The following is a 25,526-nucleotide window of genomic DNA, read 5'->3' as shown; positions in this document are numbered from 1 at the left end:
TCATCACATTGGCGGGGTTATCTCGGCAGCAACAGGAGTCTTCGTCATGCGTCATGGTTTCGCTCTTCTCCTCTTCACCGCCGCGCTCCCCGCGCCGGCCTTCGCCCAACCGGCGGCCGATGTCGCAGACCTCGCCGGCGCTCGCGCGGCAGGCGACGAAACGCAACTGCTCGCGCGGGGTTATGTTTCGCGCCGCTCCACCACCGTCGGCGAACAAAGATATAGCTTCTGGTGGAACCAGCGCCTTGGCCGCTGCCTCTCGGTCTCCACGGTCGACGGCCGCTATGGCGCGCTGATCTCCGTGCCCACCGAAAATTGCGACAATGGCCCGGCACGTGACGCCTATCCGACGGAACAGCATTCCTATGACCGCCCGGCAGAATCCGGTTACGCCGATCCCGGCTCGCTTGTCCTTGTTTGCTATGGCGCGGGCACCCGCCCGACCGTCACCACCAAGCCGACCTATAAATGGAACCCGTGGAACCATAAGTGGGAATGGAGCAACGAGGTCGGCAACAGCGCGCAGGGCTTCAACAGCGACGTCCAGATCGAACTTTACGGCGATCAGGGCCGCATCCATCTGGGCCCAAAGCTCGTCGCGCCGATACATAGCGGCGACGATCATGGCTGGTGGGATCTCGACAATCTGGTCGTCACTGCCGACCGCATCACCGCCAGCTATCGGATCAACGGGCTGAACAAGCCGAAACTGACGGTCGATCGCCGTTCGGGCCGCATCACGATCGACGCGATCACCAATTTCTCGGGCCAGTGCGACGCTGGCGACTGGGCCGCCGGGCAGCGGCGCTTCTAGGGGGCGGCGCGCGCCGCCGCGACGCTGTCGAGCATCGCTTTCAGCGCCGGCGCATCATACCAACGCCCGCCCGCCATCACCCCCAGCGGCGCCCGTAAGGTCGCGGGCTTTTCGAGCGGGTTCTCCGCCACCAGCAACAGGGCGGCGCGATAGCCCGGCGCGATCACGCCGAACTTCGCGGCACCCGGCACCGTCTTCGCGATAAACTCGCCGGGCGTGCGCGTCGCCGCCGACAGCGCCTGCCACGGTGTCAGCCCCGCCGTCAGCATCGCGTCGATCTCGTCATGCAGCGCGAACCCCGGCACCAGTCCGGGAATCGACGGCGCATCGCCCCCGGCGATCAGCGGCACGCCCGCGTTGGCCATCGCCTTCACGAAACGCCCCTCGAACGCCACTCGTCTGGACAGGTCGACCGTCTTTTTCTGATAACCCGACCGGGCCCAATCGATACGGTCGCCCGGCGACAGATAGCGCGCCTCGGGCGCGGCGAGATACGCCTTCACCACCTCAGGCTTGCCGAATTGCGCCGCGATCGTGCGATAGGTGAAGAGGTCGGACGTCACGAACGTCCCGCGCGCCTTCACCAAGGCGATCGCATCGGCGATCCGCGCATCGGCGGGCGGTGCCTGCTGGTCGTCGGCGGGCGGCTGGGGAAAGAAGCCGTAAAAAAACTCCTCGACATGCGCGACCATCGCCTGCCCTGCCGAAAGCTGCTTCGCCAGACCGACCGCGGCGACATTATGCCCGACGATTCCGATGCCCTGCGCCTTGGCTTCCTTTGCCAGTGCTGCAAACGCCTCGGCCGACAAATTGGTATAGACTTTCAAGAAGCTATAGCCGTTCGACTTGGCAATCCCGACGATCGCGCGCGCATCGGTCGGCGTCTTGATCACCAGATGCCCATATTGCGGGTCGCCATCGACCGCGAGCGCGGTAAATATCTGCGGCCCCGGCACCTCGCCCTTGTTCACCGCGATCCGCGTCCGCCCGGCAAACGCGTTGGTCGCCTCGCCCATGTTTAGCATCGTCGTCACGCCATTGGCGAGCAGCAGCGACAGATCGTCGCGGCTCGTCACATGATTGTGCATGTCGGCAAGCCCGGGCACCAGCCAGGCGCCCTTGCCGTCCACCACCGGCGTTCCGGCGGGCAGCTTCGCCATGATCCCGATGCTCGCGATCACGCCGTCGGTGACGATCACCGTCGTCCGCGGGATCACGCGTTCGCGGTCCATCGGCACGACGTTGACGTCGGTAAAGACAATCGTCTCCGCCCGCGCGAGCCCCGCGCAGGCGATTAGCAGCCAGAAGGTCAGGAGCGCGCGAAGAGCCGCGCGCATCCTCAGCCCAGCGCCTTCTTCAGAAGCTCGTTCACGACCTGCGGGTTCGCCTTGCCCTGCATTGCCTTCATCGTCTGGCCGACGAAGAAGCCGAACAACGCCTCTTTGCCGCCCTTATACTGCTCGACCTTGTCGGCATTGGCGGCCAGGATTTTGGCGATTTCAGCCTCGATCGCGCCGGTGTCGCTCGTCTGCTTCAGGCCGTCGCGCTCGACGATCACGCCTGCGGCGTCACCGCTTTCCAGCATCTTCTCGAACACCTGCTTGGCGATCGTGCCCGAAATCGTACCATCAGCGACAAGGCCAAGCAGTTCGGCGGCATGCTCGGGCGAAACCGGCGAGTCCGAAATGTCGCGGCCCAAACGGTTGAGGGCGCCGAACAATTCGCTCGTCACCCAATTTGCCGCCGCCACGGGCTTCACGCCCGCTTCGAGCAGCGTGTCGAACCAGCGCGCCGCCTCGACCTCGGCGGTCAGCACGTCGGCGTTATAGGCCGAAATGCCTTCGCTCAGATAACGCGTACGCTTGGCGTCGGGCAGCTCGGGCAGGCTCGCTCGGCATTCGTCGAGGAATGCATCGTCCAGCTCAAGCGGCAGCAGGTCGGGATCGGGGAAATAGCGGTAATCATGCGCATCTTCCTTCGACCGCATCGAACGCGTCTCGTTGCGGTCGGGGTCGTAAAGCCGCGTTTCCTGCACCACCGTGCCGCCGCCTTCGATCAGTTCGACCTGACGCTTCGCCTCGCCCTCGATCACCGCCATGACGAAGCGCACCGAATTGACATTCTTCGTCTCGGTGCGCGTCCCGAACTCATCGCCCGGCTTGCGGACCGACACGTTCACGTCGGCGCGCATCGAGCCTTCTTCCATATTGCCGTCGCACGATCCGACATAGCGCAGGATCGAACGCAGCTTGCGCACATAGGCCCCCGCTTCGGCCGGCGAGCGCATGTCGGGGCGCGAGACGATCTCCATCAGCGCGACACCCGAACGGTTGAGGTCGACGTAGGACATCGTTGGATGCTGGTCGTGCATCAGCTTGCCCGCGTCCTGCTCGACATGGATTCGCTCGATCCCGATGCGCTTGGGCTCCGGAATGCCCGCCTTCTCATCTTCCTCGATCATCAGCGAGCCTTCGCCGACAAGCGGATGATAAAGCTGTGAAATCTGGTAACCCTGCGGCAGATCGGCATAGAAATAATTCTTGCGGTCGAACCGCGACCATTTGTTGATCTGTGCCTCGATCGCCATGCCCGTGCGCACCGCCTGGCGGATGCACTCACGGTTCGGCACCGGCAGCATGCCGGGCATCGCGGCGTCGACCAGCGACACCTGCGTATTGGGTTCCGCCCCGAACGCCGTAGCGGCGCCAGAGAACAGCTTGGCGTTGGAGGTGACCTGCGCATGGACCTCTAGGCCGATCACGACCTCCCACTCGCCGGTTTCGCCCTTGATGCGATAATCGCTCATCTTACCACCACTTCTCGGCGCGCGCCGTAAAGCCCGCGCGCTCTTCAATAGCCAGCCCGGCGTTCAGCACGCCCTGCTCGTCAAATGCCTTGCCGATGATCTGCAGTCCCAGCGGCAGCCCTTCGCGGTTCAGCGCGGCGGGGACCGACATGGCAGGTAGACCCGCGAGGCTCGCGGGCACGGCGAACACGTCGTTCAGATACATCGCCAGCGGATCGGCCATCTTTTCGCCCAACCCGAACGCCGCCGACGGCGCGGTCGGCGCCAGGATCACGTCGCACACGCCGAACGCCTGTTCGAAATCGCGTGCGATCAGCGTCCTAACCTTCTGTGCCTGCGTGTAATATGCATCGTAGAAGCCGGCCGACAGCACATAGGTGCCGATCATGATACGGCGCTTGACCTCGGGCCCGAAACCGTCGGCACGCGTCGCGGCGTACATATCCTGCAATCCCGCCCCTTCGGGCAAGTCACGCAGGCCATAACGCACGCCGTCATAGCGCGCGAGGTTCGACGACGCTTCGGCGGGCGCGATGATATAATAGGCCGGCAGCGCATATTTGGTGTGCGGCAGGCTGATCTCGACCACCTCGGCGCCCGCATCCTTCAGCATTGCGATGCCCGCGTCCCACATCGCGTCGATGTCGGGATCGATGCCTTCCAAACGATATTCCTTGGGAATACCGACCTTCTTGCCCTTGAGATCGCTCGACAAAGCCGCTTCCCAATTGGGCACAGCCAGGTTCAGGCTTGTCGCATCCTTGGGATCGAAGCCCGCCATATTCTCGAGCATGATCGCGCAATCCTTGACGTCGCGCGCCATCGGCCCTGCCTGATCGAGAGAGCTGGCGAACGCCACAATGCCCCAGCGCGAGCAGCGGCCATAGGTTGGCTTGATCCCCGAAATGCCGACAAAGGCCGCCGGCTGGCGGATCGAGCCGCCAGTGTCGGTGCCCGTCGCCGCGGGGCACAGCCGCGCCGCGATCGCGGTCGACGAACCGCCCGACGATCCGCCCGGTGCGAGCGCGGCATTGCCGCCGTCCTTGCGCCGCCACGGCGAAATCACATTGCCGAAATAGCTCGTCTCGTTCGACGACCCCATCGCGAACTGGTCGAGGTTCAGCTTGCCCAGCATCCCCGCGCCCGCGTCCCACAGCTTCGCCGACACCGTCGATTCATAACGCGGAACAAAGCCTTCGAGCATGTGGCTCGCCGCCGTCGTCTGGACGCCATTCGTCGCGAACAGGTCCTTCATCCCGATGGGAACGCCCGACAGGGGTTTCAGCGTGCCCGCGGCGCGATCGGCGTCGGCCTGTTTCGCCGCGCTCAGTGCATGTTCGGGCGTCTCGACGATGAAGGCGTTGAGCGCCTTTGCTCCAGCAACATTGGCGTTGAACGCCTCGGCAACCTCGACGGCGCTGAAATCGCCCGCGCGGTGACCGTCGCGGATCTCGGCGACGGTCAGATTGGTAAACTCGGTCATTATTCGATCACCTTGGGAACGCCGAAAAAGCCATGCTGCGGCGCAGGGGCGTTCGCGAGAATATCGTCGCGGCGGTTGCCGCCGGTCAGCGGGTCGGCGTCGATCACGTCGTCGCGCAGCCGCAGCACATTCGGGATCACCGCCGTCATCGGCTCGACCCCGGTCACATCGACCTCGCCGAGTTGCTCGACCCAGCCCAATATGCCGTTCAATTCGCCTTCCATCGCGGCGGCTTCGGCATCGCTGATGGCGATGCGCGCCAGCGACGCGATTTTCCTTACTGTTGCCTGATCGATTGCCATGATCGCCCTAACTTTAACGAAGCCGCGCCGCTAGCATCCCGCCCCGCGCGCTTCAAGGTGCGGCTAGTAGAACTGCCCCAAAAACCTTCGTCATTGCCGCGAAAGCGGGAACCCAGAGCGTGGCAAACTGGGTTCCCGCTTTCGCGGCAATGACGAGGTGAAGAATTGCTCGCGCGGGCTAACTATTCAAAAGCCCCCGATTCCGGCACCCCATCTACCAATATGCGACGTTGCGACACCGTTTCGACCTCGATGCGCGCCTTCGACAGGTCGACCGGCGACTTTTTAGCGGGCGCCGCCTTCGCCCAATCGCCCTGCACCCATTGGCCAGCGTCATTCTGCGTGACAAAATCGAAATTGAGCGACTCGCCCGGCTCATCCTGCCCCAGCACCCCGATGCGTTTGTCATCGAGCCAGATCGCGATGCAGGCCTTTGCGCGGCTGCACATATAACTTCCCGCGATCCGGTCGAGCGCCGCCGCAGGCAAGGCACGTCCCTCGGGAAGCACACGCAGCCGCTCGGCCAGCGGGCGCAACAGCAGCACGCCGCGCGGCCCGTTCAAATCCCAGCGATTCTTCGCCGCCAGCGCCGACTTGGCCGCATCGGCGCGCGCCTTTTGCGGCGAACGCTCCATTTCCTTGAGTGCCGCCCGCCCGCTCGGCCCGAAATCGAACGCCATCGCCGCCCAATCGAACTTCTCCACCGGCGTCGTCCCCGATTTCAGCCGCGCCACCTGGTCGCGCGTCGAAATCGCCCCGAAATCGAGGATCGGCAGCGCCAGCAACAGCGCGAGCAACGCCAGCCCGATCGCGAGCTTCTGTTGCAGCGGCCGCAGCCAATCGTCGAAATCGCGCCGCCCCTTCACGACGGCCCACACGCCCGCGATGCCATAGGCCAGCGCGATCATCGCCGCGATCACGCCCCAGATGCGCTCCGGCGTCCAACCGTACTGGATCACGCGCAAATGCATCGAGTAGAAAGCGATCCCCGCCAGCGGCAGCACCGCGACGACCAGCGCCGGCGCCGCCCAGCGCAGCATCGGACTCGTCGCGCGATCGTCGCTGCCGTTGCCGATCACCGCGTTGGCGAGCAGCACCGCGAACGCCGCAACCGCCATCATCACCGCCGCGGTGGAAAAGCCCGAATCCCAAAGCTTCTGCAGCCCCGTCCCCGCCAGCGACAGCAGGAACAGTATCAATGCGACCGCCAGCACGGGCGCCAGCACCGCGAGCACCATCATCACCAGCCGCTGCAGGGTCGCGACCAGCTTGTCGCGCTCACGCAGCAGGCCCACCGCGCCGCCAAATGCCGCGCCCGCGAGCATCCAGCCGAACCATTCGTCGTTCAGCAGGTCGAAGATCAGGTTGATCCCGATCAGCTTGAACATCTGCCCGATCAGCACGGTGAGCAGGAAGGTGATCCCGACAAAGGCCAGCGCCGCCGCCCCGATCACCGCATCGGTCCACGCGTGGCTGTGAAGCCGCGCGTACGGCATCTGCCACAGTTTCCAGAACCGCCAGTCGGGCGCGACATCGCGCCGCGTCTGGAACAGCGGCGTCGCGACCAGCACCGCCAGTATCCCCGACCAGAACGGCCATTCGACCGGATTGCCCTGAATATTATACGCCGCGGTTTGCCACGCGATCAGCCCGAGGATCACGCCCCAGCCGAGCGCGAACCCCAGCGCCCAATACCAGCGCCGCAATTCGACCCCCAGCACGAACACCACCGCCGACGCCGCGACGCCGGTCGCCAGCGCGCTGCGCCAATCGGCCAGGGCATCGTCATAATGATGGTCGATCAACAGGTGAAAGACGAGCCCGGCGACGGCGCAGATCGCCGCCATGATCCACGGCCGCAGCGGCCAGGGCGGATCATTGTCGTCGAGGCGCGCCGAAACATGGAGCGGACGAAGGGGCGAATCGGGGGCGGCGGGTGCGCTCGTGTCGGTCATGATCGCAATCTGGGCTTGTTTCGCGGGCGCGGGCAAGCCAAAGCTGCGCGCGATTTACTGGAACCAACCCCCGGTGCCGTTCGTGTCGAGCGAAGTCGAGACACCCATCGGGACAACCAAGGCCGGCGGGCATCTCGACTTCGCTCGATGCGAACGGGTAAAGATGCCCAAACGACCTCCCCCTCCCATGGAGCCCCCATTTGGCCCGCAAATTTCTCTACATCATCGCTGCCATCATCCTGCTGATCGTCGCCGCCGGGGTCGTGTACCAACTATTCCCGGGCTGGATCGCACGCACCGCCTTCGTCCCGAGCACCGAATTCAAGCCGCAGGCCGCCGTCGCGCCGAACGCCTATGACGATCCGAAAATGTGGTTTGCGCGCCCCGGAATGGCAAAGGACCCATCCGCCTGGCGCCCGGCCGCCGATGGCAGCGAAACGCCGGGGACGGAGAATGCCCCGACCGGCGACCAGCTCATTCCGCCCGCCAATGCCGCAACGCCCGCGACGCCAAAGGGCGACGCCGCGGTCTTCTTCGTCCACCCGACCAGCTATTACAGCCGGTCGAGCTGGAACGCCCCGCTAGAGGATCGCGATTCCGACCACCGCGCCAACCTGTTCGTTCAGGGCATGGCCAGCGCCTTTGCCGATGCGGGCGAAATCTGGGCGCCGCGCTACCGCCAGGCGACGCTCGGCGCTTTCCTGGCCGAAGATCGCGTCACCGCGGGCAAGGCGATCGATTCCGCCTATCGCGACGTCGAGGAAGCCTTTGACGCCTTCCTTGCCGCGCAGCCCAAGAACAAGCCGATCATCCTCGCGGGCCACAGCCAGGGCGCGCTCCACCTCACCACCCTGCTCAAGACCCGGATCGCGGGCACCCCGCTCGCGAAGCGCATTGTCGCGGCCTATGTGATCGGCTGGCCGATCAGCCTCGACACCGACATCGCCGGGCTCGGCCTGCCCGCGTGCCAGACGCCCGAGCAAAAGGGCTGCATCCTCGGCTGGGCGAGTTTCGCCGATCCCGCCGATCCGATCATGGTCACCGACGCCTATGACGGCACGATCGGTTTCGACGGCCGCCCGCGCGCGGGCACGCGGATGCTCTGCACGAACCCGCTGACCGGCATTCCCGACACCGAAGCCGCGCCCGCCGCCAATATCGGCACGCTGAAGCCGACCGAAGGGTTCAAATCGGGCTCGCTGATCGCCGGGAAGATCGGCGCCAAATGCGACGATACGCGCGGTTTCCTGATGATCGGCGATGCCGAGATCGCGAAAAATTACGTCGTCGCGGGCTATGTCCTGCCGGGCAACAATTATCACGTTTACGACATCACCCTCTTCTGGGCCAACGTCCGCGCCGATGCGCTCCGCCGCCTCGCGACGTACGAAGGCAAGCCCTCGCCGGTGCCGCCGCCCACGGCGCCGACGCCTCCTCCGGCCGCCCCCGCCGCCCCGCCTTCGTCACCCCGGACTTGATCCGGGGTCCCGCTCGATGATCACCACCGCCGTCCCCGACTTCGCCGCCAATTTCCCCAACGGCGGCCGCCTCGTTGGCCTCGACGTCGGGACCAAGACGATCGGCGTCGCCTTCTGCGACGTGAACTGGAGCTTCGCGACCCCCGACAAGACGATCATCCGCAAGAAATTCTCGGTCGATCTCGAAACGCTGAAGGCCCTGATCGCGCAGCATGATGTCGTCGGTCTCGTCGTCGGCTTGCCCCTCAACATGGACGGTACCGACAGCCCGCGCACGCAAAGCACCCGCGCCTTCGCGCGCAACCTCGCGCCGCTGGGACTTCCCCTGTTGCTTTGGGACGAACGCTGGTCGACAGCAGCGGTCGAACGCGCGATGATCGCCGCCGACGTCAGCCGCGCCAAACGTGCCGAGCGCGTCGACAGCGCCGCCGCGGCGTTCATCCTGCAGGGCGCGATCGACGCGATGACGCGCGGTTGAACGAATATATCCTGATCTGGCTGGGCGTTGCGAACGGCATCGCTTTCGGCCTGATGGTCGCCGACAAGCGCCGCGCCGAGGCGGGCACGCGCCGCATATCCGAAGGCACTTTGCTCGGCTGGGCGTGGCTCGGCGGCGCCATCGGCACCTATGCGGCCTCGCGCCTCGTCAGGCACAAAACGCGCAAACAGCCCTTTGCAGCAAAAATGGTCATGCTCTGCGCCGCCGAAATCGTCCTGCTCGGGCTTTGGGCGCTCGATTTGCTCGATCCGATCGTCGCCGCGGCACTTGCTTATTTACCCCCGTCTGCGTAGACGCTCGGCTTTAATGACAAGCTCCACACTCCGACCCGCCAGCGACTATCCGCCCGGCGGCGATGCCTTTCGCCATCGCCACCTGATCGGCATCGCCCAGCTCACTCCATGGGAGATCAGCTACGTTCTCGACGCGGCCGAAGAGTGGGTTGACCTCAACCGCTCGGGCGCTGCCAAGCATGACGACCGGCTCGCGGGCCTCACGATCATCAACGCCTTTTTCGAAAATTCGACGCGCACCCTGCTGTCTTTCGAAATCGCCGGAAAACGCCTTGGCGCCGATGTCGTCAACATGCACGCGGCGCAATCGAGCGTGAAGAAGGGCGAGACGCTGATCGACACCGCGATGACGCTGAACGCGATGCGCGCCGACGCGATGGTGATACGTCACGGCAGCTCGGGCGCGGTCCAACTCATCGCCGACAAGGTCGACTGCCCCGTTCTCAACGCCGGCGACGGCCGCCACGAACATCCGACGCAGGCCTTGCTCGACGCACTCACCATCCGCCGCCGCCTCGGCCGCGTCGAGGGTCTGACCATTGCGATCTGTGGCGACGTCCTCCACAGCCGCGTGGCGCGCTCGAACATTCTCGCGCTCACCCTGCTCGGCAACGAGGTCCGCATCGTCGCCCCGCCGACGCTCACCCCGCCCGCGATGGAGCGGATGCATGTGACGACCTTCACCGACATGGACGAAGGCATCAAGGACGCCGACGTCGTGATGATGCTGCGCCTCCAGAACGAGCGTATGGACGGCGCCTATCTGCCGTCGGCACGCGAATATCACGCCCTCTACGGCCTCACCCCCAAGCGCCTTGAAAAGGCGAAGCCCGACGCGATCGTCATGCACCCCGGTCCGATGAACCGCGGGGTCGAGATCGACAGCAGCGTCGCCGACGATCCGCTGCGCTCGACGATCACCGAACAGGTCGAAATGGGGGTCGCCGTGCGCATGGCGTGCCTCGACATCCTGACGCGCCGCAAGCGGGGAGTCGCCGGATGGAACTGAAGCCGCTCCATATCACGAACGCGCAGTTGATCGACGGCGACGCGCCGCGCGGGGGCAGCCTGCTCGTGGTCGATGGCCGCATCGCCGCAATCGACCCGACCGAAATCCCGGGCGGCACCGAAACGATCGACGCCAAAGGCCAGTGGCTCGCCCCCGGCATCATCGACCTCGGCGTCTTCGCGACCGACAAGCCCGCCTTTCACTTCGGCGGAATCACGCGCGCCGCACTGATGCCCGACAACGGCCCGCTCGACGGCGCCGGGCTGGTCGAACGCGCGGCGAAGGGCGGCAAACCCGACCTCTGGGTCCATCCGCTTGCCGCCGCGACAAAAGGCCTGGCGGGCGCAGAACTCGCCGAAATCGGCCTGATGAAACAGGCGGGCGCGCGCGCCATCGCGACCGGCCGCAGCCGCATCACCGACAGCGGCGTCATGCGCCGCGTTCTCGCCTACGCCGCTTCGCTCGGGCTCGTCACGATCATCCATGCCGAGGACGAGGGGCTCACCGCCGGCGCGGTCGCGACCGACGGCGAGATGGCAACGCGCCTCGGCCTCGCCTCCGCACCCGCGATTGCCGAGGCGATGGCGATCGCGCGCGACCTCGCGCTTGTCGAGGAAACCGGCGCACCCGTCCATTTCCGGCAAGTCACGACCGCGCGCGGGTTCGATCTGATCCGCGCCGCAAAGGCGAAGGGGCTGCCCGTCCTCTGCGGCATCACCCCCGCGCATCTTTTGCTCTCCGACACCGCGATCGGCGATTTCCGCACTTTCGCCCGCCTGTCGCCGCCGCTGCGCTCGGAGGATGACCGGCACGCGTGCCTGGCCGCGATCGCCGACGGCACGATCGACATCCTCGCCTCAGGCCACGACCCGCGCGGTCCCGAGGACAAACGCCTGCCCTTTGCCGAAGCGTTGCCCGGCATGGCGGGCGCCGAAACGCTGCTCGCGCTCGGGCTTAATCTCGTGCGCGACGGCCACATCTCCCCCGGCCGCCTGTTCGAACTGCTCGCAGGCACCCCCGCCTGCCTGCTCGGCGTCGACGCCGGAAAACTCGCGGTGGGCAAGGAAGCCGACCTCATCCTCGTCGATGCGGATACGCCTTGGCAGGTCGATGCAAAGAAAATGGCGGCTTGGGCGGGCAACACTCCCTTCGACGGCATGCCCGTACAGGGCCGCGCCACGGCCATGTGGAAGGGCGGCCAGCGGATTCGCTGAAACGGGCTTTATCTCGCTGATTTAATTCGATAGCCTTCATGCGGGGGTCGATAAACAGCGAGGTTGACCCGATGCGCCGTCTTGCCCTTCCCGCTTTCGTTACTGCCGCCCTGCTTGCTCCCGCGACCGCGGCGCAGATGGCGCCGGTGCAGGGCATCCCCTGCGCGCAGGGCCTCCCCTGTAACGCTCCGCCGCCGCAGGTCCTGCAACAGATGTACGGCGGCGGCGACGTCGCCCCGCCGGGACAGGTCATCCCGTTCGCCCAGGAAAAACAGGATTATGTCGGCGGCTATATGGTCAATAGCTTCGCCGCGATCGCCTTCTGGCGCTCGGCGTCGGGCCAGCCCGGCTACTCCTATGGCGCGCTGCGCGGTGATAACCGCGAACAGGCCGAAAACCATGCAATGACGGCGTGCCGCGAAGCAGGCGGGCGCGATTGCGTCGTCGGCCTGTGGGGCGCGAACGGCCATTTCGCGATCGCGCGCGACACGGAGGGGCAATATTATGCCGGCTTCGCGGGCACGCCCGGCGGAGCGAAACGATCGGTGATGGGCAGTTGCAAGAGCGCGGGCGCCAAATGCAAGATCGTCGAGACGCTCGAAAGCATGCCCTACTTCTTCCGCTTTTGATCGTCGCGCGCGCACCCCGCACAAACAAATGAAGTCCGCCGGCAAGCCGACGGACTTCAAGAGAGCAAGATGGCCTTGGTTCCACCTTCCTCGGGTCGCATCCAATTAGTGGCCGATTCGGATGATTCGTTCGCTACCCACATGGGTAGGAGACAGAATATTTTCGTTTTATCGCATTGCGCTTGCCTTCGCGCCTTTGCTCCTATCAAATGACGTTGCTGCGGGTCTTCTGGGGGGAAGTGCATGCAGAACGATCAGGGACCGACCTTTCCGTCCGACCATAATGCGCCGGCCGAATGGGAAGTGCTGAACGCGCTGATTGGCGAAATCTACGATTCGGTGCTGCATCCCGAAAGCTGGAACGAAACCCTCGCACGCATCACCGGCACGCTCTGCCCGCTCAGCTGGGAAGCCGCCTTCATCCTCTGGGAATCGACTAGCCCGCCGAGCGCTCGCTTCGTCGCCGCGACCGGCCTCGCTGCGGGGGTTCAGGAAATCTACACCGCCGTATATGCCGGCAACCATCCCTGGTCGCGCAAGCTGATGCGTTACGGCAACGGCAGCGTTGTCGACAGCAACGACATCATGACGCGCGAGGAATTTCTCGAAACCGAATTCTTCCGCAACTTCCTCGCGCCCTGGGGGATCGATCGGATGATCGCCGTCCTCCTCGACCAGCGTGGCAGCGAACGGCTCGGGCTGATGCTCCCCGGCCCCGGCGACCGCGATGTCGAGCGGTTGAAGCGCGGCCTGCGGGTTCTCGCCCCGCATATGCAGCGCGCGATGCGGATCAGCGACCGCATCGCGACGCTAGACCTCGCCGCGGGCGCCGCGCGCGCCGCGACCGACGCCGCGCCCTTCGCGATCTTCAGCCTCGACGACCAGCTCAATATCCTCGCCGCGAACAGCCGGGCCGCGCGCTACGAAAGGGCGGGTTTCATCCGCACTGCGCAGGATCGCTTTGCCTTCACGCATCCGCCCAGCCAGAAAATATTGCTCGATCTGGTCAAGAGCGAGGCGCCGACGGGCGTCGCTTTCCAGGCACTCAACCCATCGGGCACCGAATGCCCCGTGCTCGTCGCGCGCGTCACGCGTCAGTCGGCGCAGCAGCTTGGCGGGGTCCGGCTCGGCGCCTCGCTGATCGTCACTCTCGGCAGTTCGCCGGGCGAAACCCCTGTGGTCGAAATCGATCGCGTTGCGCAATGGTTCGGGCTGACCCCGGCCGAAGCCCGCCTCGCGGTCGCGCTTGCCGCAGGCGACACGCTTCAGGATTATGCCGCGCTGCGCGCCGTCAGCGTGAACGCGGTACGCTTTCTCCTGAAGGGCATCTTCCGCAAGACCGGCGCCGCCACGCAGGCGCAGCTCGTCGCGCAGCTTGCCCGGCTGCCAGCTCCCGCAAGCGAAGGCTAGGCCGCGGCGCGGATCATATTTGTCCGCGATGCCAGGCGGAACAGCGGCACCGTCAACGTCGTCGAAACCAGCGCCAGCGTCACCAGGACGGCGAATACGGTCGGCGTGATCAGTCCCGCCTGCACCAGGATCGTTGCCGCGACGATTTCCATCAACCCCTTGCACTGGAGCAGCAGCCCCAGACGCGTGCGTTCCGCGGCCGGCATGTCGGGATCGGGTGGCGCCAGATGCACGGCCGCCAGCTTCGACACGCTCGCCAGCAGCAACAGCGCCAGCGCCGCGCCCACCGCCCCCGCGGTCACCACAGCCCCGTCGATACTCAACCCGCGATGCGCAAAGAACAGCGGTGACAGGCCGAATAGCGCCACTTTTCCCAGCGTCTCGGGCCGCAGACGCTCGGCGAGCGGTTGCGGCGCCAGCACTCCGGCGAAATAGGCGCCGAGCAATTCGTGGAGGCCCAGCATGCTCGTCGCCCACGCCCCTGCCGCCAGATAGGCGATGCCAAGCAACACGCTGACGGCGATATGATCGGGAAGGCGCCGAACCAGCCCGCCCCGCGCGGCGATCATCGTCGCAAGCACGGCAATTGCACCAATTTGCGCCAGCCCACCCGCCAACAGCGCCCCGGTCTCGCCCTTGTGGAGGAACAACAGCAGCGCGAGCCCGATCCACAGGATCGCGTCGTCCAGCGCGGCGATGCGCAGCGACAAATTGCCCAGCGGCCGGTCGCTCATCGGCAACTCGCGCACGATACCGACGAGCACCGGCAATGCGCTCACCGCCAGACACAGCCCGATCGCGCCCGCCGACAGCAGCGGCGACACCCCGGCTGGCCGTGCCAGAACTACATCCAGCGCGCCCGACAGTGCGACGGCGAAACCCACTGCGAACGGCACTGCCAGTGCGATCAGCGCAGTCCGGACCACGCGTCCGCCGATCCTTGGCGCCTGCTTGGTGGTGACCCGCGTCTCAAGCCCCGCGCTGAACGCCAGCACGAGCACGCCCAGCCACCCGATCGTCTCGCCCCATTCGGAGGGACCGAGGACCGATTTGTCGAAGCCGAAGCGATCGGCTGCAATCGCAAAGGCCATCCCCGCCAATATCGGCAACACCGCCATCGGCACCGCTCCGCGCACCAGCCGCCAGCATAGGACGGGCACGATAAGGAAGCAGACAAGATCGATCAGGAACGCCACGGGACCGAAGCTATCCCGCCGGAAGGGTACGGGCAAGCGCTATTGTGAACGTTCCCTCATCCCGAAGCGGATGGGATATTGGGCGAGTTTGGGGCGGGGACCAGTCGTTGCCCTCTTTGGGCATCGCCCGCTGAATCCGGGATCGGGTCAGCGCAAGGGCCGCGCAATATTCCAAAGTTCAGTAAAGTTCAGCCCTATGAGCGCGCCGATTTGCAAGTCGCGGCGTGCTGGATGTGCGCGGCACGTCCGATCATGGTCGCACCCGCAAGCCAGGCAGCCACCGCCTTTTTGTTCACCGAGTGAAAGAGCCGGATGAAGGCTGGCATAGCCGGATAATGTAGGAAAGACCTATTTGAAGGCGATGTTTGTTTTGGGGTGGGGAGCGGACATCCCGTCCCCCACGTCCGTCATCCCGGGCTTGACCCGGGATCCCGCTTTTTGACGCACTCACTGGCTTCGACCTCAAGCGGGACCCCGGGTCAAGCCCGGGGTGACGAGGAGAGAATCTGTCTGCAATTGGTCGTCAGCGCCCCCAGCCTATTTCTTCGCCATCAGCTTCATCGTCATCGCCGTCAGCGCCTCGGTCGCCGTCGAAATCACCGCGGGCGCGTCGGGCGCCCAGAAGGGCGAATGGAGACTGGGCAGCGTTCGCCCGTCCTTTTTCGCCGCATCATATTCGGCCTGCGGCACCCCGCCGACCCAGACGATCAGGCTCTTGATGCTCTTGTCCTCGCGCCAGAAGCGGCTGAAGTCCTCGCCGCCCATGACCGGCGGCATCTGCACGACGCGGTCGTCGCCAAAGCTCGTTTTCAGATATGCCGCCATTTCCTCGGTGAATTCCGGGGTATTGAAGGTCGCGGGGGTATATTCGTCCTTTTGCACCGTCACGACGGGCATCTTGTCGTCAGGCATTCCTGCGGCGATCGCCTCGCCCTTCGCGATGCGCGCGATGCCGTCGAGCAGATGATCGCGCACTTCGTCGCTATAGCTGCGCACGGTAAGCTGCAGCTTCGCTTCATCCGAAATGATATTGTGCTTCGCCCCGGCATGGAAGCTGCCGACGGTCACCACCGCGCTGTCGAGCGGGCTGATCTCGCGCGAGACAAGCGTCTGGAGCGCCCCGACGATCCGGCTCGCGAGCACGATCGGATCCTTGGTCGTCTGCGGATAGGCGCCGTGGCCGCCGACACCCTTCACACTGATGTCGACGCTGTCGACATTGGCGAGCGCATAGCCCGGCGTATAGCCGATCTTCCCTGCCGGAAACTGCGCCGCATCATGAAAGGCGAGCGCATATTGCGGCTTGGGAAAGCGCGTGTAGAGGCCGTCGGCGAGCATCATCCGTGCGCCAGCCCCGCGTTCCTCGGCCGGCTGGCCGATCATCACCAACGTGCCCGACCACTTCGCCTTGTTGGCGGCCATCAGCCGTGCGACGCCGATCCATGCCGTCATATGCGTGTCATGGCCGCATGCATGCATCACGCCGGTTTCGACGCCTTCCTTGGTGGTCACGCGTATTTTCGATGCTCCGGGAAGCCCTGTCTGTTCGGTTACCGGCAGCCCGTCCATGTCGGCACGCACCATGACGACCGGTCCGGGCCCGTTCTCCATCACCGCAACGACGCCGGTGCCCCCGACCTTTTCGGTCACTTTGAACCCCAGCTTGCGCGCCTCCGCCGCAAGAATGCCGGCCGAGCGAACTTCCATGAAACTGAGTTCGGGATTGGCGTGCAGATCCTTGTAGATCGCCATCAGCGACGGCATCTGCTTTTCAACCTCGCCGCCCAGCGTTTGCGCTGCTGCGGGCGCAGCCAGAGCCAGCGCCGCAGCGCTCATCCACAAAATTCGCATGCTGTTATCCCCTGTTGTTCTCTTCAGCTCGCCGGGACCAGTTCGATCACGTCGAGCAAGGATTCATAAGCCGGTGCGGGCAGCACCAACCGCCAGCGATTGTCGCCGATGCGTTCGACCAGCCCCGCCATGTCACGCATCCGATCGCTGCCGTAATTGACCGCCATCTTTTCATCGCCGAGTTCTAGCGTGCCGAGGAAAATCTGGCGCTTCAGATTATCGGGAAAGATCAGGCCGACGGGGCGCTGCGACCCCGAAATCTTGGTCAGGCTCGACAGTCCCTGTTCAGGCGCGCCGCGGCACCGGAACCAGCCATAAGCGACATAGGACAGGCTGCTGCGCCCCTGCGCGCCGATCTTGATCGTCCGGCACCGGTAATCGCCAGCGGGCAAATGCGGATTGGGAAGCGCCGCCGCCGGTTGCAGGAGCAAGCCCTCGCGATCGATATCGGCGCCAAAGCCCTTCGCCCGGGCGTCGGCCAGCGCCGCCTGCCAACCGCTGTACCAGCCGCGCACTCGCTCTTTGTCGGCGTCGGTCGCCGTCGCGCGCCAGGTGCCCGTCGCATCGGTCGGAACGTCGGCCGACGAAGGCGGCACCGGCGGCACGGTACGACAAGCACTCAAGGTGACGCCGAGCGCCACCGCCAAAACCCATATGGTGCGACCCATGATTCTCCGTCTCTTCCCCGGCCCTATTCTTGGTTAACCTTAGGAGGGCAAAGGGGATTGCTCAAGAGCGCAGCGGTATCAGGCGGCCGTCCAGCCACCATCGACACTGAGATTGGCACCGGTGATGTTCGCAGCTTCGTCGCGCGTCAGGAAAGATGCGATTGCCGCAACCTGCTCGACGGTAACGAACTGCTTGGTCGGCTGGCCCGCGAGCAGGACGTCATTGATCACCTGCTCGCGCGTCATGTTCCGCGCCTTCATCGTGTCGGGGATCTGATTTTCGACGAGCGGCGTCCAGACATAGCCGGGGCTGATGCAGTTCACCGTGATCCCGGCGTCCGCGACTTCGAGCGCGACGGTCTTGGTCAGGCCGGCAAGCCCGTGTTTGGCGGTAACATAGGCCGATTTGAACGGCGAGGCGACGAGCGAGTGCGCCGATGCGGTCGCGATGATGCGTCCCCATTTCTTCTTGCGCATCACCGGTACCGCGTGGCGGATCGTGTGGAAAGCGGCGGTCAGGTTGAGCGCGATGATCATGTCCCATTTCTCGACCGGGAAATCCTCGACCGGCGAAACGAACTGCATGCCGGCGTTGTTGACGAGAATATCGACCCCGCCGAAATCCGTTTCGGCGCGCTTGAACATGTCCTCGATCTGTTCGGGCTTCGTCAGGTCCGCGCCGTCATAGGCGGCCTTCCCGCCGCTGATCGCTTCCAGTCCCTTGCGTTCGGTTTCGATCGCGTCGGCGTCGCCGAACCCGTTGATGATGATCGACGCGCCTTCGGCGGCAAACGCCTTGGCGATGCCAAGTCCGATGCCCGAGGTCGATCCGGTGACGAGGGCGGTCTTTCCTTTGAGGCGCATGGGTAATCCTTTCCGTGGGGGAGAATGTAAAGATGAAGGGCGGGGCCGGCCGCTTCAACCATCCTTTGGTCTGTGGCCGCCCGATTGCACCGCAAAACTGTCCGAGCGTCCTTCAGCGATACTCTCGGCGAGCAGATGGCCGACCTTCATCGCCGCTTCGACCGCATCGCGGCCGAGCGCCCAGTTGACTTCCATCGTCGAGCGCGAAAATTCGAAGTCGCGCGCGCCCGTCTGCCAGGCTGGCGGCTGGTGGATCAACTGCACGACGTTCAGCGCCCTGCAATCGACCATCCGGCGAACCGCTTTCACTTCGGCGAGGTCGGCAAAATCCTCGGGCAGCTTCGCCAGCATCCGGTCGATGAGCCGATGTTCCTTGCGCCGCCGAACCAGCCCGTCCGAGATCCGGCGCGTGCGGCTCGAATAGCGAATATCCTTCTCGCGCGACCAAGCTTCTTCCAGATCGTGCGGCCGTTCGCCCCGCGCGGGAAAAAGATCGACCTGAAACACCAGCATATCATCGTGCGCCGCCGCAACGACATGCTCGAGCGGCGTGTTGGAGACGAGCCCGCCGTCCCAATACCATGTGCCGTCGATCTCGACGGGCGGCAGGCCCGGCGGCAATGCTCCCGATGCGAGGATGTGGCGTGCGTCGATCGTGTCGCATTCAGTGTCGAAATAGCGGAAATTGCCGGTCTCGACGGCGACCGCGCCGACTGACAGCCGCACCTTGCCGTGGTTGACCCGGTCCCAATCGACAAGCCGGTCGAGTGTCGCAAGGAGCGGGCTCGTATCGTAAAAGCTGATCGCCTCGGGCGTTTGCCGCGCCGCGAACGCGGGCGGCGGAAAGCGCGGAATGAAAAAGCCCGGAACACCGAAAGCCATCACCTGCCCCGCCGCCGCCATATGCGTCCATTCGCGCGCCCAGTCATTGTCGACCACGGGCAGCGAAGGGAGCGCCGACGACACGCCTTCCCAGAATTCGCGCATCTTGCCGACCGCCTGATCGCGCTCGTTCCCGGCGATGATCGCCGCATTGACCGCACCGATCGAAATCCCGGCCACCCAGTCGAGCTCGATGCCGAGTTCGATCAGCGCCTCATAAACCCCCGCCTGAAACGCGCCCAGCGCGCCACCGCCCTGCAGGACGAGTACGACGAGATCGGGGAGCGGTAGGGCGGCGCGGACGGCTCTGCGGGGCATGGACTCAAAAATCCCTGATGGATTACGCGCGTTTTGTGCACCGCAACACAGCCTATTGCAATGGCTCGATTATATGCGAACCCCCTTCCAATTGCCCGAGGCTGCTGTAACTATCGGGCGAAAGAAACGCTTTACCGCTGGAGAACTCCCATGCGCCTCGACGACGATTCCGGCCTCGGAGACGATATTCGCGACCTCGGACGCGGCGGCGGCGGGTTTGGCGGCGGCGGTGGCGGCGGCCTCGGCGGTCTACTCTTTGCGTTCCTTCCGATGCTACTCGGCCGCAAGATGGGCTGCGGGACGATCCTAATTCTCGGCGCGGCCGCCTTTTTCCTTCTCGGCCCCGGCGCCAACATGCTGAGTAGCGGCGGCGGAACCGCCGATCCGGCGGTCGATAGCCGCGGCGGCCCTGCGGTCGCCTGCGACACGGATGCCGAACGCTTTGCGTGCAACGCTTTCCGTTCGACGCACAAAGTATGGGGCGAGTTAATCAGCGGCTATCAAAAACCGACACTCAATTTCTTCGAAGGCAGGAATGAATCAAAGTGCGGCCCTGCCCAGTCGGCGATGGGTCCCTTCTATTGCCCCGCTGACCAAGGCGTTTACCTCGACACCGATTTTTTCCGGGAGCTTGATCAGAAGTTCGGTGCCGCAGGCGATGCCGCGCAGGCCTATGTGATCGCTCACGAGGTCGGCCACCATATCCAGACGGTCAGCGGCATTTCGGATCAAGTCCGCCGTGCGCAGCAGCGCGCCTCGCAGGCCGAGGGCAATGCGCTGCAGGTCCGCATGGAGTTGCAGGCCGATTGCTATGCGGGCGTATGGGCCGCTCGCGCCAGGAACAGCGCGGGCCAGCCCGTGATGGAAACCGGCGACATGGAAGAGGCGATGCGCGCCGCCAACGCAATCGGCGACGACACGCTGATGCGCTCGGCCGGGCAGCGCCCCGTTCCCGAAAGCTTCACGCACGGGACGAGTGAACAACGCATGACATGGCTGCGCCGCGGCCTGCAAACGGGGGACCCGCGCCAGTGCGATACATTCGATACCGCCATCTGATCGCGACACTCGCGGCAAGTCTATTGGCGGCATCGCCGGCGTCTGCCGAAACGCTTTATATCAAGGCGGGACGGCTGATCGACGGCGTGTCGAACGAGGTCCGGACCGGCCAGTGCATTACGGTCGAGGCCGAACACATCAAGTCGGTCGGACCATGCGGCAAGGCGCCCGATGGTGCCACCCTGGTCGACTGGTCGGCGTTCAACGTGCTCCCGGGTCTGATCGACCTCCACACCCATCTCGCCGATCTCGGTCAAAGCGCCGACCTCGCCGCGCCGATAAAGGCTTCGCCCGCCGAAACGGCGCTCGTTGGCGCGCGCAACGCGCGCGTCACGCTCGACGCCGGTTTTACGAGCGTGCGCGATGTCGGCACCTATCGCGGGCTCACCGATGTGACGCTGCGCAACGCGATCGATCGCGGCGACGTGCCGGGCCCGCGCATGTGGGTCGCGGGCGCCTATCTCACGATTCCGAAAGGCGGCGGCGAACTCAACGGCGTCGTCCCGAACGAAGAGCTGCCGCCCGACATGCGCCTCGGCGTCGCCGCGACGCCCGAGGAGGCGGCCGCGAAGACGACGTACCTGCTCGATCATGGCGCTGATTTCATCAAGACGATCGCCACCGGCGCGGTCCTCGCAATGGGCACCGAACCCGGCGCTCCGGAACTGACGGTCGAACAGCTCCGTGCGATCGTGAAGGTCGCGCATGCCCGCGGCAAGAAGGTTACGGCGCACGCGCATGGCGCAATCGGCATCCAGAACGCGATCAACGCGGGTGTCGACAGCATCGAACATGCAAGCCTTGCCGACGAAGCCACGTTGCAGCTCGCAAAAAAGCACGGCACCTGGCTGGCGATGGATATCTATAACGGGACCTATATCGACGAGGTCGGCACGAAAGAGGGCTGGCCCGAGGAATATCTTCGCAAGAACCGCGAGACGACCGACGCACAGCGCGCCGCTTTCAAGCGCGCGGTCGAACTGGGGGTCAATATCGGCTATGCGACCGACGCTGGCGTCTATCCGCACGGGCTTAATGCGCGCCAGTTCCGCAACATGGTCAAATATGGAATGACGCCGATGCAGGCTATCCAGTCGGCGACCGGCCGCGCTTCGCAGGAAATGGGACGCGGTGACGTGGGTGCGATCGTTCCTGGACGCTACGCCGATTTTGTCGCGGTAAAGGCCGACCCGCTTGCCGACATCACCGTCCTCGAAAAAATCGACCATGTGATGAAGGGCGGTACGCTCATCCGCTGACCGCTTTAGCGTCAGCCCACACCCCCGCCCGTCATTGCGGGCGTAGCGAAGCAATCCAGTGCGGCTTGTCACGCTCTGGATTGCTTCGCTGCGCTCGCAATGACGAAGGTATTTTAGCGTCCGCCGCGCTCCGCCGCATGTACCTCGGCGCGTTCGAGCAACAGTGCCAGATCCTCTCGGCTGATGTCGAACGTCTCGCCAAGATCGTCGAGTGCCATGTCGATATCCCCCATCAGCAGCCCCGAAGCCGACGCAGGCGGCAGCGCCCTGCCTTCGACCGGCTTGGCCCGATGCGGATAGCTGTGCCCCGAAAAACGGTGGAACAGCCATCCGATGCCCACCATCAACGCCGAATTGACCAACACAACGACCAGGAAGTCGGCGACATGCGCCGAAAACAGTGCATATCCGCCGAGCACCGCGCTCAGCGCCGCCGCGCCGCCCGGCGGATGAAGGCAGCGGAGCAACGACATCGTCAGGATCGCGAGCGAAACCGCGAGCGCAGCAGCCATTGCCGGATCGGGAACTATCCAAGCGACGATCGCACCGACAATCGCCGAAACGACATTGCCACCGCCGATCGACCAGGGCTGTGCGAGCGGGCTCGCGGGCACGGCGAACAGCAGCACCGCCGACGCCCCCATCGGCGCGACGATCCACGGCATCGATGACGGGAACAGCACAGTGCAGGTCAGTCCGACGAAACCGATCCCGATCAGCGCGCCGATGCTGGCGATTACGCGGTCGCGCAGACTCGCGCCCGCCAGCAGCGGCACGAACAAACGGCCTGTATTCATTATGGCGCGGACCATCATCATCCTTCCGGCTTCGCGAGCGGCGCGATGCAATCTTTCGAACCGGGCGGCCAGAGAGGTTTATTTGCGCGTCCGCAAGCCAGAATATTGCCGGGCGTCCGTGCGGCGCGGTTCGTCCTTGAACGCCAGCGTCGTATCGCTAAACCGCGTCCATGCGTAACATGCTCCTCACCAGCGCGATCGCGCTCTCCGCCGCCCTTTCCTCTCCCGCCATGGCCCGTCCGATGACCGAGGTTGACCTTGCGACGCTGAAACGTGTCGCTGCACCAACCGCATCCCCCGACGGCCGCTGGGTCGTTTTCCAGATGACCGAGACCGAGAGCGAGACCTACAAGCGCTCGACAGGCCTCTGGCTGGTGGACCGCAATGCAAAGGGCGCAAAGCCGACGCCGATCGCCGATACGGCGGGCAAGAACGAAACCTCGCCGACTTTCGACAAGGACGGCATCCTCTATTTCCTCTCGAATGCGTCGGGCAAGGATCAGGTGTGGCGCATCGATCCAAAGGCTGGCGGCGCCGCGACGCAGGTCACCGATACGAAGGCCGATGTTTCGGGCTTCAAGATTTCGCCCGACGCGACGAAGCTGCTCGCCTGGGGCGACATCCCCAGGGAATGCACCGATTTCGGCTGCGATGCGAAGGACAAGGGCGCGCTGACCGGTCCCGGCAGCGGCCGGCTCTATAAGGACGGCGCGGGCTTCGTTCGCCATTGGGACCAGTGGGAGACGCCCGGCACCTATAGCCGCCCCTTCATCTTCAACCTTGCGGACGGCAAGGCGAGCGCCGCGCGCCCGGTCGACGCAGGCCTGACCGGCGACAGCCCGTCGAAACCCTTCGGCGGCGGCGAGGAACTGGCGTGGGGCGCCGACAGCCGCACCATTTTCTTCACGCTGCGCAAGGCCGACCGTAACGAGCCCACCTCGACCAACCTCGATATTTATAGCTGGCTCGTCGACAGCCGGATGATGCCGGCCAACCTGACTGAAGACAATCAGGCGACCGACACCCTTCCCACCCCCTCGCCCGACGGCAAATGGCTTGCCTATGCCGCGATGGCGCGCCCCGGCTATGAGGCCGACCGGCAGGTGCTGATGCTCCGCAACCTCGAAAGCGGCGAAACGAAGAAGCTCACCGACGCGTGGGACCGCTCGGTCGCCTCGATCGCCTGGGCTCCCGACGGCAAATCGCTTTATGTCACCGCGCAGGACACGCTCGAACATCCGGTGTTCCGCGTCGATGTGGCAACGGGCAAGGTGGAGAAGCTGAAGGCGACGACCGAAGCCTTTGAGGGCAACATCGGCGACGTCGCGCCGCTTCCCGGCGGCGCACTGCTCTATTCGCGCAACAGCGCGCTGCTACCGACCGACCTGTTCGTTCGCGATGCGAAAGGCAAGGTCAGCCAGCTCACCAATGTCAACGCGGCGACGCTCGCCCAATTCGATCCGGTCGAACTCGACCGTGTCCAATTTGCGGGCGCAAACGGCGACAAGGTGTGGGGCATGATCGTGAAGCCCGTCAGCCCCGTGCAAAAGCTGCCCGTCGCCTTCATCGTCCATGGCGGGCCGCAGGGCAGCTTTGGCAACAGCTGGTCGACGCGCTGGAACCCGCGCGTCTTCGCGCAGCAGGGTTACGGCGTCGTCACCGTCGATTTCCACGGATCGACGGGTTACGGACAGGCCTTCACGGACAGCATCAACAAGGATTGGGGCGGCAAGCCGCTCGCGGATCTGAAGCTCGGCCTCGCCGCGGCGGGCAAGCAGGATGCGCAGCTCGACCTCAGCAACGCCTGCGCGCTCGGTGCTTCCTATGGCGGCTACATGATGAACTGGATCGCGGGCCAGTGGACCGACGGCTTCAAATGCCTTGTCCAGCACGACGGCGTCTTCGACCTGCGCGCCATGGCGTTCGAGACCGAGGAATTGTGGTTCGACGAATGGGATCATGGCGGACCCTGGTGGGAGCGCACCGACCCCGAAAAGTGGAATCCGGTGAATCATGTCACCAAGTGGAAGACCCCGATGCTGGTGATCACCAGCGAAAAAGATTTCCGGATTCCCTACAGCCAGGGCCTCGCCGCCTTTACCGCGCTCCAGCGCCGCAACATCCCGTCGGAACTGCTCGTCTTTCCCGATGAGAACCATTGGGTGCTGAAGGGTGCGAACAGCGTCCAGTGGCACCAGACGGTGTTCAATTGGCTCGGTAGTCACCTCAAGAAATAACGGTGACTTCTCTCTTCTCGTCACCCCGGACTTGATCCGGGGTCCCACTTCTTTATTTCGATGTTGAACGCGGGGTGCCGGATCAAGTCCGGCATGACGAAGAGATAGCGTTGTTCGAACGATCAGCCCGTTGCCGCTTCGCCGCCCACCTTTCCATAGAATATGCGCCACAGCGCCAGATCGTCGCTGAAATCGGCGTAATGATGCTCGACCCCGGCCGCGACGAACAGCAGGTCGCCCGCAGCGAACGGCGTGCGCTCGCTGCCATGGATCAGCACGCCATCACCGCGAATTACCACGTAAAGCTCGTCCTGTTCATGCGGCGTCTGGCGGTTCGGCGGAACGGGAACCGACAGGCGGACGTCCAGCGTCCCGCGTTTGAGCGCAAGCACCGATCGTTCGCCCTCAGGCGTCGGTACTTTTGCCGCATAGTCGGCCAAGCGGATGACACCGCTGCGCATCGCATAGTCCATGGCCCTGCTCCTGCAAGTCGGCGCCATCCT

The 25,526-nt window shown here is 64.8% G+C and carries 23 protein-coding genes; 11 read left to right on the top strand and 12 right to left on the bottom strand.

Going from position 1 to position 25,526, the window contains the following annotated elements:
- Positions 1 to 46: 46 nt before the first annotated feature.
- The gene (locus SC1_RS06635) at positions 47 to 814 is read left to right on the top strand and encodes a hypothetical protein (RefSeq protein WP_062179209.1); all 768 of its coding nucleotides are present in this window, start codon (positions 47 to 49) and stop codon (positions 812 to 814) included.
- On the opposite strand, the gene SC1_RS06630 is transcribed toward SC1_RS06635, so the two are convergent.
- The 5 genes from SC1_RS06630 to SC1_RS06610 all read right to left on the bottom strand — a co-directional run bounded on the left by SC1_RS06630 (position 811) and on the right by SC1_RS06610 (position 7,360).
- Positions 811 to 2,151 carry an amidohydrolase family protein gene (locus SC1_RS06630; RefSeq protein ID WP_062179206.1) on the bottom strand — a complete coding sequence of 447 codons (1,341 nt, stop codon included), beginning with the start codon at positions 2,149 to 2,151 and terminating at the stop codon, positions 811 to 813. The genes SC1_RS06635 and SC1_RS06630 overlap by 4 nt on opposite strands.
- Before the next feature lie 2 nt (positions 2,152 to 2,153).
- Positions 2,154 to 3,620: an Asp-tRNA(Asn)/Glu-tRNA(Gln) amidotransferase subunit GatB gene (gene gatB, locus SC1_RS06625; RefSeq protein ID WP_062179202.1), complete on the bottom strand. Its 1,467-nt coding sequence runs from the start codon at positions 3,618 to 3,620 to the stop codon at positions 2,154 to 2,156.
- Position 3,621: 1 nt separating this feature from the next.
- Positions 3,622 to 5,103 (bottom strand): Asp-tRNA(Asn)/Glu-tRNA(Gln) amidotransferase subunit GatA, encoded by a 1,482-nt coding sequence (gene gatA, locus SC1_RS06620; RefSeq protein WP_062179199.1) that lies wholly within the window; start codon positions 5,101 to 5,103, stop codon positions 3,622 to 3,624.
- Positions 5,103 to 5,405: an Asp-tRNA(Asn)/Glu-tRNA(Gln) amidotransferase subunit GatC gene (gene gatC / locus SC1_RS06615; protein ID WP_062179196.1), complete on the bottom strand. Its 303-nt coding sequence runs from the start codon at positions 5,403 to 5,405 to the stop codon at positions 5,103 to 5,105. The genes gatA and gatC overlap by 1 nt, the downstream gene beginning before the upstream one ends.
- Before the next feature lie 182 nt (positions 5,406 to 5,587).
- Positions 5,588 to 7,360, bottom strand: a complete 1,773-nt coding sequence (locus tag SC1_RS06610; RefSeq protein WP_062183713.1) for a DUF4153 domain-containing protein — start codon at positions 7,358 to 7,360, stop codon at positions 5,588 to 5,590.
- A 200-nt stretch (positions 7,361 to 7,560) separates the two neighbouring features.
- Between SC1_RS06610 and SC1_RS06605 the strand changes: the two genes are divergently transcribed.
- The 7 genes from SC1_RS06605 (at position 7,561) to SC1_RS06575 (ending at position 13,892) form a co-directional block, all read left to right on the top strand.
- Positions 7,561 to 8,838, top strand: coding sequence for a DUF3089 domain-containing protein (locus SC1_RS06605; protein ID WP_062179194.1), 1,278 nt, complete (start codon positions 7,561 to 7,563; stop codon positions 8,836 to 8,838).
- A gap of 16 nt (positions 8,839 to 8,854) precedes the next feature.
- On the top strand, positions 8,855 to 9,316 hold the full coding sequence (ruvX, locus tag SC1_RS06600) for a Holliday junction resolvase RuvX (protein ID WP_062179191.1): 462 nt from the start codon (positions 8,855 to 8,857) through the stop codon (positions 9,314 to 9,316).
- Positions 9,313 to 9,630: a DUF1294 domain-containing protein gene (locus tag SC1_RS06595; protein WP_238586597.1), complete on the top strand. Its 318-nt coding sequence runs from the start codon at positions 9,313 to 9,315 to the stop codon at positions 9,628 to 9,630. Before ruvX ends, SC1_RS06595 begins: the two co-directional genes overlap by 4 nt.
- Before the next feature lie 13 nt (positions 9,631 to 9,643).
- Positions 9,644 to 10,639 carry an aspartate carbamoyltransferase catalytic subunit gene (locus SC1_RS06590; protein WP_062179188.1) on the top strand — a complete coding sequence of 332 codons (996 nt, stop codon included), beginning with the start codon at positions 9,644 to 9,646 and terminating at the stop codon, positions 10,637 to 10,639.
- Positions 10,630 to 11,853 carry a dihydroorotase family protein gene (locus tag SC1_RS06585; protein WP_062179185.1) on the top strand — a complete coding sequence of 408 codons (1,224 nt, stop codon included), beginning with the start codon at positions 10,630 to 10,632 and terminating at the stop codon, positions 11,851 to 11,853. The genes SC1_RS06590 and SC1_RS06585 overlap by 10 nt, the downstream gene beginning before the upstream one ends.
- Positions 11,854 to 11,891: 38 nt before the next feature.
- Positions 11,892 to 12,482: a DUF4189 domain-containing protein gene (locus SC1_RS06580; RefSeq protein ID WP_062179182.1), complete on the top strand. Its 591-nt coding sequence runs from the start codon at positions 11,892 to 11,894 to the stop codon at positions 12,480 to 12,482.
- A gap of 243 nt (positions 12,483 to 12,725) precedes the next feature.
- Positions 12,726 to 13,892, top strand: coding sequence for a helix-turn-helix transcriptional regulator (locus SC1_RS06575; protein WP_062179179.1), 1,167 nt, complete (start codon positions 12,726 to 12,728; stop codon positions 13,890 to 13,892).
- Here the strand turns inward: SC1_RS06575 and SC1_RS06570 are convergent.
- The 5 genes from SC1_RS06570 to SC1_RS06550 form a co-directional block, all read right to left on the bottom strand.
- Positions 13,889 to 15,088, bottom strand: a complete 1,200-nt coding sequence (locus SC1_RS06570) for a cation:proton antiporter (RefSeq protein ID WP_193749119.1) — start codon at positions 15,086 to 15,088, stop codon at positions 13,889 to 13,891. The genes SC1_RS06575 and SC1_RS06570 overlap by 4 nt on opposite strands.
- 537 nt (positions 15,089 to 15,625) lie before the next feature.
- Complete coding sequence (locus tag SC1_RS06565) at positions 15,626 to 16,939, bottom strand: amidohydrolase (protein WP_062179173.1); 1,314 nt, start codon at positions 16,937 to 16,939, stop codon at positions 15,626 to 15,628.
- A gap of 23 nt (positions 16,940 to 16,962) precedes the next feature.
- Positions 16,963 to 17,607 (bottom strand): DUF4893 domain-containing protein, encoded by a 645-nt coding sequence (locus SC1_RS06560; protein WP_062179170.1) that lies wholly within the window; start codon positions 17,605 to 17,607, stop codon positions 16,963 to 16,965.
- A gap of 78 nt (positions 17,608 to 17,685) precedes the next feature.
- A complete protein-coding gene (locus SC1_RS06555; protein ID WP_062179166.1) occupies positions 17,686 to 18,471 on the bottom strand; it encodes a 3-hydroxybutyrate dehydrogenase in 786 nt (261 codons plus the stop codon).
- Between the two features lie 54 nt (positions 18,472 to 18,525).
- A complete protein-coding gene (locus SC1_RS06550) occupies positions 18,526 to 19,671 on the bottom strand; it encodes a patatin-like phospholipase family protein (RefSeq protein ID WP_062179163.1) in 1,146 nt (381 codons plus the stop codon).
- Positions 19,672 to 19,821: 150 nt separating this feature from the next.
- On the opposite strand from SC1_RS06550, the gene SC1_RS06545 reads away from it, so the two are divergent.
- A complete protein-coding gene (locus SC1_RS06545) occupies positions 19,822 to 20,730 on the top strand; it encodes a neutral zinc metallopeptidase (protein WP_062179160.1) in 909 nt (302 codons plus the stop codon).
- Entirely contained in the window at positions 20,712 to 21,989 is a 1,278-nt protein-coding gene (locus tag SC1_RS06540; RefSeq protein ID WP_062183707.1) for an amidohydrolase family protein, read from the top strand. Before SC1_RS06545 ends, SC1_RS06540 begins: the two co-directional genes overlap by 19 nt.
- Before the next feature lie 113 nt (positions 21,990 to 22,102).
- Here SC1_RS06540 and SC1_RS06535 read toward each other — a convergent pair whose 3' ends face one another.
- Positions 22,103 to 22,786, bottom strand: a complete 684-nt coding sequence (locus SC1_RS06535) for an HPP family protein (protein WP_062183706.1) — start codon at positions 22,784 to 22,786, stop codon at positions 22,103 to 22,105.
- Positions 22,787 to 22,956: 170 nt separating this feature from the next.
- Between SC1_RS06535 and SC1_RS06530 the strand changes: the two genes are divergently transcribed.
- Positions 22,957 to 25,023, top strand: coding sequence for a S9 family peptidase (locus SC1_RS06530; protein ID WP_062179157.1), 2,067 nt, complete (start codon positions 22,957 to 22,959; stop codon positions 25,021 to 25,023).
- A 122-nt stretch (positions 25,024 to 25,145) separates the two neighbouring features.
- Here the strand turns inward: SC1_RS06530 and SC1_RS06525 are convergent, their stop codons facing one another.
- Positions 25,146 to 25,496 carry a cupin domain-containing protein gene (locus tag SC1_RS06525; protein WP_202966786.1) on the bottom strand — a complete coding sequence of 117 codons (351 nt, stop codon included), beginning with the start codon at positions 25,494 to 25,496 and terminating at the stop codon, positions 25,146 to 25,148.
- Between the last annotated feature and the right edge of the window lie 30 nt (positions 25,497 to 25,526).

It is taken from the genome of Sphingopyxis sp. C-1 (genome assembly GCF_001047015.1).
In the GTDB taxonomy this organism is placed as follows: Bacteria; Pseudomonadota; Alphaproteobacteria; order Sphingomonadales; family Sphingomonadaceae; genus Sphingopyxis.
The sequence above is the reverse complement of the archived record's forward strand: the minus strand, read 5'-3'. Positions and strand labels throughout refer to the sequence as shown.

What these genes read in the sequence shown, in the direction of transcription:
- SC1_RS06635 (WP_062179209.1), top strand. Translation starts at nt 47, where the DNA reads ATGCGTCATGGTTTCGCTCTTCTCCTCTTCACCGCCGCGCTCCCCGCG.
- SC1_RS06630 (WP_062179206.1), bottom strand. Translation starts at nt 2,151, where the DNA reads ATGCGCGCGGCTCTTCGCGCGCTCCTGACCTTCTGGCTGCTAATCGCC.
- gatB (WP_062179202.1), bottom strand. Translation starts at nt 3,620, where the DNA reads ATGAGCGATTATCGCATCAAGGGCGAAACCGGCGAGTGGGAGGTCGTG.
- gatA (WP_062179199.1), bottom strand. Translation starts at nt 5,103, where the DNA reads ATGACCGAGTTTACCAATCTGACCGTCGCCGAGATCCGCGACGGTCAC.
- gatC (WP_062179196.1), bottom strand. Translation starts at nt 5,405, where the DNA reads ATGGCAATCGATCAGGCAACAGTAAGGAAAATCGCGTCGCTGGCGCGC.
- SC1_RS06610 (WP_062183713.1), bottom strand. Translation starts at nt 7,360, where the DNA reads ATGACCGACACGAGCGCACCCGCCGCCCCCGATTCGCCCCTTCGTCCG.
- ruvX (WP_062179191.1), top strand. Translation starts at nt 8,855, where the DNA reads ATGATCACCACCGCCGTCCCCGACTTCGCCGCCAATTTCCCCAACGGC.
- SC1_RS06590 (WP_062179188.1), top strand. Translation starts at nt 9,644, where the DNA reads ATGACAAGCTCCACACTCCGACCCGCCAGCGACTATCCGCCCGGCGGC.
- SC1_RS06585 (WP_062179185.1), top strand. Translation starts at nt 10,630, where the DNA reads ATGGAACTGAAGCCGCTCCATATCACGAACGCGCAGTTGATCGACGGC.
- SC1_RS06580 (WP_062179182.1), top strand. Translation starts at nt 11,892, where the DNA reads ATGCGGGGGTCGATAAACAGCGAGGTTGACCCGATGCGCCGTCTTGCC.
- SC1_RS06575 (WP_062179179.1), top strand. Translation starts at nt 12,726, where the DNA reads ATGCAGAACGATCAGGGACCGACCTTTCCGTCCGACCATAATGCGCCG.
- SC1_RS06565 (WP_062179173.1), bottom strand. Translation starts at nt 16,939, where the DNA reads ATGCGAATTTTGTGGATGAGCGCTGCGGCGCTGGCTCTGGCTGCGCCC.
- SC1_RS06560 (WP_062179170.1), bottom strand. Translation starts at nt 17,607, where the DNA reads ATGGGTCGCACCATATGGGTTTTGGCGGTGGCGCTCGGCGTCACCTTG.
- SC1_RS06555 (WP_062179166.1), bottom strand. Translation starts at nt 18,471, where the DNA reads ATGCGCCTCAAAGGAAAGACCGCCCTCGTCACCGGATCGACCTCGGGC.
- SC1_RS06550 (WP_062179163.1), bottom strand. Translation starts at nt 19,671, where the DNA reads ATGCCCCGCAGAGCCGTCCGCGCCGCCCTACCGCTCCCCGATCTCGTC.
- SC1_RS06545 (WP_062179160.1), top strand. Translation starts at nt 19,822, where the DNA reads ATGCGCCTCGACGACGATTCCGGCCTCGGAGACGATATTCGCGACCTC.
- SC1_RS06535 (WP_062183706.1), bottom strand. Translation starts at nt 22,786, where the DNA reads ATGAATACAGGCCGTTTGTTCGTGCCGCTGCTGGCGGGCGCGAGTCTG.
- SC1_RS06530 (WP_062179157.1), top strand. Translation starts at nt 22,957, where the DNA reads ATGCGTAACATGCTCCTCACCAGCGCGATCGCGCTCTCCGCCGCCCTT.
- SC1_RS06525 (WP_202966786.1), bottom strand. Translation starts at nt 25,496, where the DNA reads ATGGACTATGCGATGCGCAGCGGTGTCATCCGCTTGGCCGACTATGCG.